Genomic DNA, 8,899 nt, shown 5'->3' on the forward strand with positions numbered 1-8,899 from the left:
AAGGCTTCGGCATACCCTCGAGCTAACCGTCAGCGCGCGCTCAGTGAATCCCCCTTACCGAGATGTGCAACAGCGCCCCACGCAGTTCATCCTCGTCTCGCAGAACGACGAGGGGATCGACGGCTTCATTCGTGTTTCCGCCGGCAGCGCAGCGCCGGTGCCGGGATGTTCCGACACGGAGATCGCGACGTTCTACGTGCAGCCCCGGCATCACGGGTCGGGGATCGGGACACGCCTGCTCGATGCGGCCCTCGAGCATTGCCGCGAGGTATCTGCCGCCTCCGTCTGGCTCGCGACCAACGCGGAGAACGCGCCGGCGATCGCTTTCTACCTCGCGCGAGGCTTCACGCATGTCGGGGAGACGCATTTCCGCATCGGCAACGAGGGCTATCGAAACAACGTCTATCGGTATTGCTTGAGCTGACGCCTATGTGCGTCAGAGCCGGTATCCACCGGACACCGTCAGCACCTCGCCGGTGATGAATGGCGCTTCGTCGCTGGCAAGGAAGCGCACGGCGCGAGCGATGTCTTCGGGCATGCCAATACGTCCGAGCGCGGTCTCCGCCACGAATGCCTCGATCAGGTCAGCGGGTCGCGGTGCCTCGGGAATCTCGATGGCGCCTGGCGCGACCGCGTTCACGCGAATGCCGAAATCGCCCAACTCCTTTGCCATCGCGCGGGTCCAGAGGTTCAAGGCGGCCTTGCTCGCCCCGTAGATCGACGCGTCCCGGGGCGGCAGGACGGCGTTGACAGAAGAGACGTTCACGATGGCCGCACCGGTTTTCAGATACGGCAACGCGGCGGAGAGCAAGGCTCCCGGCGCGAGGAGGTTGACGTCCAGAATGTCGTGCAGGGCCGCCGCATCGAACGTCTCCTTCGGCGACGATGCGATAAGGCCGGCATTGTTCACGATCACGTCGAGCCGTCCGAAACGTTCGATCACCTTCCCTATGATGGCGGGGGCTGCGTCTGGGTCGCTCAGGTCAGCCTGGATCGTGAGAACGTTGGGCGCGAGGCCGTCCGGAATGGTGGTCCGCCAGGTGATGGCCACGTCGTGATCGCGGTGCAGGTCCTCGGCGATGGCTCGTCCGATCCCTCGCGCGCCGCCGGTCACGAGAGCTACCTTCGCCATGCTGCCGGTCCGTCCTGATACCTTGTCGGTCCGATGATCTTCGAGCGGGCCTGCACGTTCAAGCTATCAAGCTATGTCGGGGCAGGAGGAGAATGGCCAGTTTGCGTATCATAGGCCGACTAACCCGGCTCGCGAAAGATGACCGCTTCGAACGGCAGAACACCGAAAAGGGAAGGATCGCGACAATGCGGATCGAGAGCGGCGCCGAACTACAACGACGGGTTCTCTGCAATCAAGCCGTAGCTGCCGTATGGGGCGCCTGGAGTGCCCTGCGCTTGCCTGAATGCTGGCTCGTCGCCGGATGCCTGACGCAGACGGTCTGGAACGCGCGCTTCGGACTGCCGCCTGCGCACGGCATCTCCGACCTGGACCTCGTCTATTTCGATCCGACGGACCTGACGGAGACAGGCGAAAGAGCCCACGCGGACCGCATTCGCGCACTTCTTCCGGCGATCGATATTCGGATCAACGTCAAGAACGAAGCGCGCGTCCATCTTTGGTACGAGGGGAAGTTCGGCAAGCCGATCTGTCCGTATCGTTCGGTGCCCGAGGCCATCGACACGTTCCCGACGACCGCCACCGCCATCGGTCTGCGTCCTGCAGGAACCGGATCGGAGATTTACGCGCCTTTCGGCCTGGAGGATCTGTTCGACGCCGTGGTCAGACCGAACAAGCGTCAGGTCACCCGTGACGTCTACGAGGCGAAGGTCGCGCGATGGCGCGCTTTCTGGCCCGGTCTGAGCGTCGTCGGGTGGGACGAAACGTAGCTCGTGCAGCGACATCCATCGTCCGTTCCGTCGCGCATCACCGTCATCGACGCTAGACGTAAGGAACGACGACTTGGGCCCCTCTTCGGACTTTCCTATGTGCTTTGAGTCGCTCTTTATTCGTACGAAATTTGTTCAGCCAACTTTCGCACGAGATCGCCCTCTACATCGTGTCTAAAGTGGAAGCCGATACCGAGGCGCGGAAAGTATTGCGCCTCGTTGTTGTCGAACGGAATCCATTCCCCCAAAGAATTGCTCCGGTTTTCCCTTCTTAGGGAAATGACGACCTGATCCGTCTTTCGCCAATATGAAAACAGATCATCTTGGGAAAGAGGTTCATTGCGATCCAGTATGTGCTGGATCATCTTGAACCTATCTGTCAGGTGTGCCCTTTCGATACCTTGTAGCCGGTTCTTTCCTGCTTGGCGGTAAGCATCCAGTGCCGCCTTTGTGATGCCCACCGCGCGCCATGCGAAGGGCTCCGCGTACATCAGTTCGGAAATAACGGTCCGCAGTGTCTTCGCGGGAAACGCGTGCCGAGTGGCGTGAAGCTTCAAGTATATCGTATAGATGCGCCCTCGCGCTCCGCAGAGCTTTTATCTTCGATATTCATCGGCAACCTGATCACGAAGTCTCGTCATTCAGCCTGCTCGCCGCGAAGATCCAATGTCAACTTCGCCACTGCCACAGGTCGCTCGTTTGCGGCGCAAGGAATAGTCATTCTTGATAAAAGCGTCCTCCAGCCGAACCTAAAAGACCTGCCAATCCGACTGCGTGTTCGCCTGCCAACCGGTCTCGTGCAGCAGCGGGGTGTCGGTTTCGCCTTCGGCATGGCCGAGGCAGAGATAGCCCGTCAGCGACCAGTTCGGCGGTGCCTCGAGGATCGCGGCGACGGCCGCCGGATCGAGGATGGAGACCCAGCCGAGCCCGATGTTCTCCGCGCGCGCGGCGAGCCAGAGGGTATGGATCGCCATCACGGTCGAATAGGCGAGGGTCTCGGGCATGGTTCGGCGCCCGAGGCCCCTTCCCTCAGCAATGGTCCGGTCGGTGAAGATCGCAAGGTGAACCGGTGCCTCGCGAAGTCCAGCGAGCTTGAAGGCGAGATAGTCCTGTCGCGCGTCGCCGTCGTAGGCGCACGCGGCCTCTGCGTTGCACGCCTCGAAGCTCTCGACGATCCAGGACCGTGCCGCGGCGTTCTCTACTTGGACGACGCGCCATGGTCGCGCGTTTCCTACGGACGGCGCGCGGTCCATCGCCTGACGCAGGCGCTGCAGGATGGCGGCGTCGATCGGATCGCTCCGGAAATGGCGAACGTCCCGCCGCCTTTGCAGGATGTCGTCGAGCGCGCCGCGATGATTGCTCGTCAGCCTCATAAGCGTCGACTACACCAAGTCGACGAGAAATGCAGAGCGATGCTGTGCTGGTTCTTCTTCCTAGATGCCGATCGGCCGTCCGGTTAACCGAAATCGTCCCGGCACCGGACATCGGCAGATCTGTCGCGGCACTCTTGACGTTTCACCGGTCGGTCTTGGACCCGTCCGGCCCTGCAAGCTCCTGTTATGTCGGGATCAGCATCGCACGATTTTTTACACTAGGCACCTTTCGTAAAGAATGGGACACAAACACTCCGGTACCGAAAAGAAGAAGCGATATTGAAGAGCGTTCGGCATGCTACTCCAAAGACGTCCAAGCTTGCGGAAAGGCCAAATTGCCGGACATCGATGATAAGAAGATCGCTGAAGCTCGTGCGAAGGGGAAAAAGTTTCTAGTTGTATGCGTCGATACGCTCGATCGATTGCGCGGTGATCGTGACCTCGGCTACTATTACGCTTCATTCAATCTACCGCCGGAGGTAGCGGCCTTCATTAGGAACCATGCGACCGGCGACTGGTACCCGATCGATATCTGCGACCATTGTACAGCGGTGATCGAGCTGAAGGTAGCCGACCGAACCATCGTGCATGACCCAGAAACCTGGCTCGCGGCGCTTGAGACGTAAATCGATGCAGCGCAGGCCGCACAAGACCAAGGGTCGCATACCTTCCGGCCTCTTGATCCGGGGAACATATCAAGCTCAAGATGCCGGTATGGCATAGCCGGAGCTCCTGAGATGCACCCGTCGGATCGGGTCCAGAGAACCAGAGGAAACCGAATGGATTCTTATCGATACCTTTTCATCATCGTTGCCTTGTCCGTCGGGCCGGCACCGACATTCGCGCAATCAGCGATCGAAGCCTTCCGCGCCCTTGATGAAGCCGCGCAGCAGGAAGGCGTCTCGGACGCCGAAATCGCGGAGTTCGAGCAGATCCTCAACGGGAGCGACGAGGAGCGGGCTCGGCGCGCCATGGACTTCATGCTGGCATCGGACGATCCGCGGCTTGTCCGTCGGGCCAAGGAGTTCGGATTGTTTTCGGCCAATGCGTTGTTCCGGGACGCCGCGCTCAGGGCAATTTTCGACGAGGGGGGGCCGTTCCAGATCGAAATCGACCTGACGGCAAAGGATGACGAAGAAACCGGAATGGTCGACTACATAAATGCCCTAAGGGGAGGTTTCAGCCAGGACGGCGAGACGGGCTATTTCACCTTCGCGCTGGACGCATACGACGAAGCAGATAACTGCTGGCCTTTCAATGGCTACAACAACTGCGCGTTCATGCTCGCCAATTCGGCGGTCTCCCTTGCGGGTTGGTCGAACGGAAAAGGACAGCTGACCCTTAATTCGGAAGGAGCGCTCGAGGGAACGCTACAATACACCTCAGGTATAAGAAAACCCGCCCCCGCACGGATCGTCCTGATTGAATGAGCCTTACGGGGAGAAGACGCGTAGCGCGTCGATCCGCAGGGGCAAAGCAGGGTTCCAGACGTCGGTGATCCGGATGTCGAGCCATTTCGTTTGCTGCTGACCGACATTGATTTCCCCTTGTCCGGTTGCCTGGACCCGGCCGGAGGTCAGCCGTCGGGGCGAAGTGTCGTCGGCCGAGGCGGGGGCGAAAAGTAGGACGGAGCGCGGCGGCGTCGTCGCATCGTCCAGCGTCGTCTCGATCTCGACGCGGCCGAGGACCGGCGTTGGCTCGTCGCTCAGGAGCCGCAATCTCAGGGATACGGCCTCCGACAGCGGCCCGGTGAGGAACGGCGCGCCTCCGTCCTGTGCGAGCTCCGTGGGGGTGTTCTCGGCGGAGGCGGGGGTCGCGGACCAGCCGACGACCTCGAAGGGGATGCGATTGTTTTCGGCGACCACGGGGCCCGACGCATTTCTCAATCCCGGGCCCGCTCGGAGATAGCGGTCAAGCCGACCCTTCATGGCATCGAAGCGCAGGATGCGCGCCTCCGCGCCCCAATCACCCCCCGGCAGGTCGATGGCGATGCCGACCGGCGTCTCGTCCACGCTGAGAAGCGAACCCGACCAGCCTTTCGCGATCCGTCCGCGCTCCGCCGGATCCACCGGGGTGATCCCGACATGTTCGTAAACGACGGGGGACATCACCACACGCATGCGTTCCGTCACGCCGTTAGGACGCACCTTGGTCAGCGTCGCCAGCCCGGCGTCCGGTAGCAAAGGGCCGAGATTGGAGGGCATGACGTCCCAGGCGGGGTTGCAATCGACCGCGAGCGTCCCTTCGACCGTAGCCAAAGCGAAATCCGCCAGGGGAAACCGGATTTCGGTCATTGTGCCGCGGCCTTCACGAGGCGGCGTACCCGCCGTCATCAGGAAGCGGCTTCGCGCGCTCACGTGATCCGGCAGAATGGCGTAGCACTGCCCCGAATGGTGAAACGTGAAGGCCTGACCTTCCTCGCTGCCGCGCACATAGGCGGGCTCGGCCCGAACCGCAACGGAGAGGAGGTTCGCCAGAGCGAACAGGAAGATCTGCAGGAACGCGAAGATGATACTATGCATGGCTGGCCCGGTCCGAGTTTTGCGACTATCAGACTATAGGCGCGATACTTTTTCCGCGAGGTGCCATATGTCGTTCCGCTACTTGGCCCTGAGCTTGCTCATGGCGCTGCCCTCTATATTGGTTGCCGATCCCGACGGGTATATCAATCCGATAGACTGGACGCCCGATTCCGAAGCCTTGGACAGCAGCGTGCAGATATCGGGCACCTTCGTCGCCGGCGCGGTATTCGACGAAGCGCAAATTCTCGACGAAAGACCGTCCTTGCGGGCGTATGTGCCGTCTTCGCTGGCGGGAGAGGAAATTTGCATGCGGGCGGGATCGCTCGATGGGTCCTACGAGGCGCAGTATAGATACACGCTTCCCGAGCCTTCAGACTGGCGGCAGGGGGGTGTGATCGATTTCGGCTACGAGACCAAACACGGAAACCTGCTCTCCGAACTGACGACGCCGGATTTCGCGGTCGCCCTCTCGGTCGGCGCGTGCTCAAGCGATCCCGATACATACCTCGTCGGCTACTGGAACGTCGCCGACGCAGATAGCCGCTTGCCAGTCCGCCTGTTGATCAACTCGCTTGGCGCACGAGAGGCCTACATCTACGTTGGCAGCGATCCGTCCGTTCCCGCAATCGACTGCACCTCGCTTCGAAGGGACCAGTCGGCGACGGACAGACGAAGCTTCGACTTCTCCTGTGTCATATCGCCGGATGTACTCGATGATGCCCGTAGCATGATCGAAATCAATACCGCTACGGCAGGCGTTACCGATCCCCCCAGGTTCATCGAACTGGTCCTTCCAGAGGAGCGTTGAATGCCGCGGAGGTATGGTTCGACGCTCCTCTGGAGCGGGGCCGCGCCCATCATTGCTTCGGTGGTCGTCGTCTTTCTCGTCGTGTCGCTGGTCACGTATTACCTACTGCCGCGGGAAAGATCGACGTTTATCGAGGCCCGAACTTCGATTGCGCGCCTGACAATCGCAGAAGATTCCGATTGGCGCTTGCCTGCGACGGCGTGGTGCGGACGCGTTCGGGCTTCGCGCAACGAGGATGGGCAAGTGCCCACCGGCCAGATTTGCGGCGTGGCTCCCGAGATCGCTCCGCCCGGCGCAGTCGATATCCGGTGGCCTGAAGGTGCGGTCATCGAATTGATCCGGCGCGGAACCGGGCCGCTAGAAATTCAGGTCGAGGATCTCCCCGGCGGCGGTCCGATCGAAGCCATCGGACTGCAGGGATCGGTTCGCGTCTCTCCCGGGGTCCGCGCCGTCATGCCTGCGGACATATTGCAAAACCTGGCCGCCGTGCCGTTCGCGGGAACGGTGGAGATCGGCGATCGAATAGAAAGCGGCGCCAACGAGATCCTGCACGAAGGCCGCTACCAGTTCCGCGAGCGACTGATGGCCCGGAAGAGTTCGGACGTGGTCGCGGCGGACGACCTTATGCCGGGCGACAGCGTCGTGATCTTCGATCAGAATGCCGAAAATCCGATGGAAGTCACGGGCTTTGTCGCCCCGTCGGAACCAGGTGAAACAGGGTTTATGGTTATTGCGAGCGCAGCCAGAAAAGGAGTTTGGCCCGCACTCCGCGTCGGGCGTCACGGCTTTGCTACAAGCGACATCGTCCCGGGTTGGACCGACCGGGCTTTGGCCGACCAGTTCACCCTTGCCTTGGTGGCCATCTTGGGTTTCGGCGCCGCCATCATGACGATCATCGTGGGAATCCACGACCTCCTCGCTGGACGCAGATCGACGGCGCAGTCTCGCTCGGAGTTGGCCGTAGCCGAAGCGTCTCCTAAAGAACGTGCCGATCCTCCCGAGGCTCCCAAGCCAGAAGGCTAGAGCACGGCCTCACTGCAGTATGCGAAAGATCGGCGACAGCCCGCACACGCTTCGCTCGCAGTAACGGATTATCCGGAAAGTGTTCAGCGATGGATGTGAGCGGCGCTTTCCCCTGCCCTTACTCCATTGTTTCATATGGCCGGTATCACGGGAGCCGCGCGCCAAAATGAACACTATTGATAATAGTGTTAAGTACCCTGCTAAGAGAGGCCCCTAGCAGAATCTCCGGCTCTTAGTCCTTAGCGTGTCGCGGCGGATCCAGAGCATACAAGCAGGGCTGGACGCAGCAACTGCGTTGATAGGGGATCGGAAGCGCGGAAACCTGTCCGATTCAAACTGCCCTACGCGGCCGGCCCAACTTGGACATACTACGGTGACAGGATCTCCCAAGAAACAGACCAGGCTGTGATTTGTCAGCACCAGTACTCTCTGGATATTTTGTCGGCGTTGTCCAAGGTGGCATCTTTTGTCGGACGCTATGAACTAGGCATACTGAAGCGGCGGGCTAAAGGTGTTGAGCTACGATGCAGGTTACGAGCTACGGACTTTTCTGGAGAGCCGACGAAATCGAGTGGTTTCCCGGACAGGGCAACCGCAACGAGTTCCGATTGCTCGGGCGGATCGGGAAGAACCGTCCTGTCATCCGCGTTGCGGACTTCCGCCGCCAGCAAGGTATCTACATCCTATTTGACGAGTACGGCCCCGCCTACGTTGGATTGGCTAAGGGAGACCGGCTCGGGGCACGCCTGCGCGATCACCATGGCGACCATCTCAACGGAAAATGGGACCGCTTTTCTTGGTTCGGCTTCAACCCGGTAGGTGCAACGCCCGACGACCATGGGGTCCTGTCGCTTAACGAGCCACGCCGGAACGTGACAGACGACACGTCAACAACAATCGGAGATCTCGAGGCGCTGCTAATTGCTGCCATGGGACCAAAGCTCAACGTGCAGAAGATGCGTTTCGGTAATGCAGAGAAGTGGGAGCAGATTGCGCAGTGGGAATGGGAAGAAACATATCAGGCGAAGATCGCACCCGGAGATTGATCGCGCCCTCGCCCGCCTGCCCGCATCACAGAAGAATAGCGGTCTAGCGCGTCGATCGTTTAACAAAATGACCCAGTCTGTTAAACGCTCCGCACGGCCGATAATCGGCTCTATGTCATCTTTCGGTTACAGCCATCGCGCCTCAGGGTGAGGTCAGATCGAGCGTTGGGAAGTACGTCCGGAACCGGGCCGCATCCCGGGTCAGCAACCTGTAGCCCCGGACCGCAG

At 60.7% G+C, this 8,899-nt stretch carries 11 protein-coding genes; 7 read left to right on the forward strand and 4 right to left on the reverse strand.

The window, feature by feature from the left end; genetic code table 11:
* Positions 1-64 precede the first annotated feature (64 nt).
* Positions 65-424 carry a GNAT family N-acetyltransferase gene (locus Q1B08_RS20300; RefSeq protein WP_299822899.1) on the forward strand — a complete coding sequence of 120 codons (360 nt, stop codon included), beginning with the start codon at positions 65-67 and terminating at the stop codon, positions 422-424.
* A 12-nt stretch (positions 425-436) separates the two neighbouring features.
* Here the strand turns inward: Q1B08_RS20300 and Q1B08_RS20305 are convergent, their stop codons facing one another.
* Positions 437-1,132, reverse strand: a complete 696-nt coding sequence (locus Q1B08_RS20305; RefSeq protein ID WP_299822902.1) for an SDR family oxidoreductase — start codon at positions 1,130-1,132, stop codon at positions 437-439.
* Positions 1,133-1,317: 185 nt separating this feature from the next.
* On the opposite strand from Q1B08_RS20305, the gene Q1B08_RS20310 reads away from it, so the two are divergent.
* Positions 1,318-1,899, forward strand: a complete 582-nt coding sequence (locus Q1B08_RS20310) for a nucleotidyltransferase family protein (RefSeq protein WP_299822904.1) — start codon at positions 1,318-1,320, stop codon at positions 1,897-1,899.
* 116 nt (positions 1,900-2,015) lie between these two features.
* Here Q1B08_RS20310 and Q1B08_RS20315 read toward each other — a convergent pair whose 3' ends face one another.
* Together Q1B08_RS20315 and bluB are read right to left on the reverse strand one after the other, a co-directional pair.
* Complete coding sequence (locus Q1B08_RS20315; protein WP_299822907.1) at positions 2,016-2,456, reverse strand: hypothetical protein; 441 nt, start codon at positions 2,454-2,456, stop codon at positions 2,016-2,018.
* 192 nt (positions 2,457-2,648) lie between these two features.
* A complete protein-coding gene (gene bluB / locus Q1B08_RS20320; RefSeq protein WP_299822910.1) occupies positions 2,649-3,272 on the reverse strand; it encodes a 5,6-dimethylbenzimidazole synthase in 624 nt (207 codons plus the stop codon).
* A gap of 335 nt (positions 3,273-3,607) precedes the next feature.
* Here bluB and Q1B08_RS20325 point away from each other — a divergent pair, with 335 nt between their 5' ends.
* Both Q1B08_RS20325 and Q1B08_RS20330 read left to right on the forward strand, forming a co-directional pair.
* Positions 3,608-3,898, forward strand: coding sequence for a hypothetical protein (locus tag Q1B08_RS20325; protein ID WP_299822913.1), 291 nt, complete (start codon positions 3,608-3,610; stop codon positions 3,896-3,898).
* A 153-nt stretch (positions 3,899-4,051) separates the two neighbouring features.
* A complete protein-coding gene (locus Q1B08_RS20330) occupies positions 4,052-4,702 on the forward strand; it encodes a hypothetical protein (protein WP_299822916.1) in 651 nt (216 codons plus the stop codon).
* A 3-nt stretch (positions 4,703-4,705) separates the two neighbouring features.
* Here Q1B08_RS20330 and Q1B08_RS20335 read toward each other — a convergent pair whose 3' ends face one another.
* Positions 4,706-5,794, reverse strand: coding sequence for a hypothetical protein (locus tag Q1B08_RS20335; RefSeq protein WP_299822919.1), 1,089 nt, complete (start codon positions 5,792-5,794; stop codon positions 4,706-4,708).
* A 67-nt stretch (positions 5,795-5,861) separates the two neighbouring features.
* Here Q1B08_RS20335 and Q1B08_RS20340 point away from each other — a divergent pair, with 67 nt between their 5' ends.
* From Q1B08_RS20340 to Q1B08_RS20350, 3 genes are all read left to right on the forward strand, one after another.
* Positions 5,862-6,602, forward strand: a complete 741-nt coding sequence (locus Q1B08_RS20340) for a hypothetical protein (protein ID WP_299822922.1) — start codon at positions 5,862-5,864, stop codon at positions 6,600-6,602.
* Complete coding sequence (locus tag Q1B08_RS20345; protein WP_299822925.1) at positions 6,603-7,625, forward strand: hypothetical protein; 1,023 nt, start codon at positions 6,603-6,605, stop codon at positions 7,623-7,625. It begins immediately after the preceding gene.
* A 524-nt stretch (positions 7,626-8,149) separates the two neighbouring features.
* Complete coding sequence (locus Q1B08_RS20350) at positions 8,150-8,671, forward strand: GIY-YIG nuclease family protein (protein WP_299822928.1); 522 nt, start codon at positions 8,150-8,152, stop codon at positions 8,669-8,671.
* The last annotated feature ends 228 nt before the right edge of the window (positions 8,672-8,899 follow it).

Source organism: uncultured Jannaschia sp. (genome assembly GCF_947494025.1).
GTDB lineage: Bacteria > Pseudomonadota > Alphaproteobacteria > Rhodobacterales > Rhodobacteraceae > Jannaschia.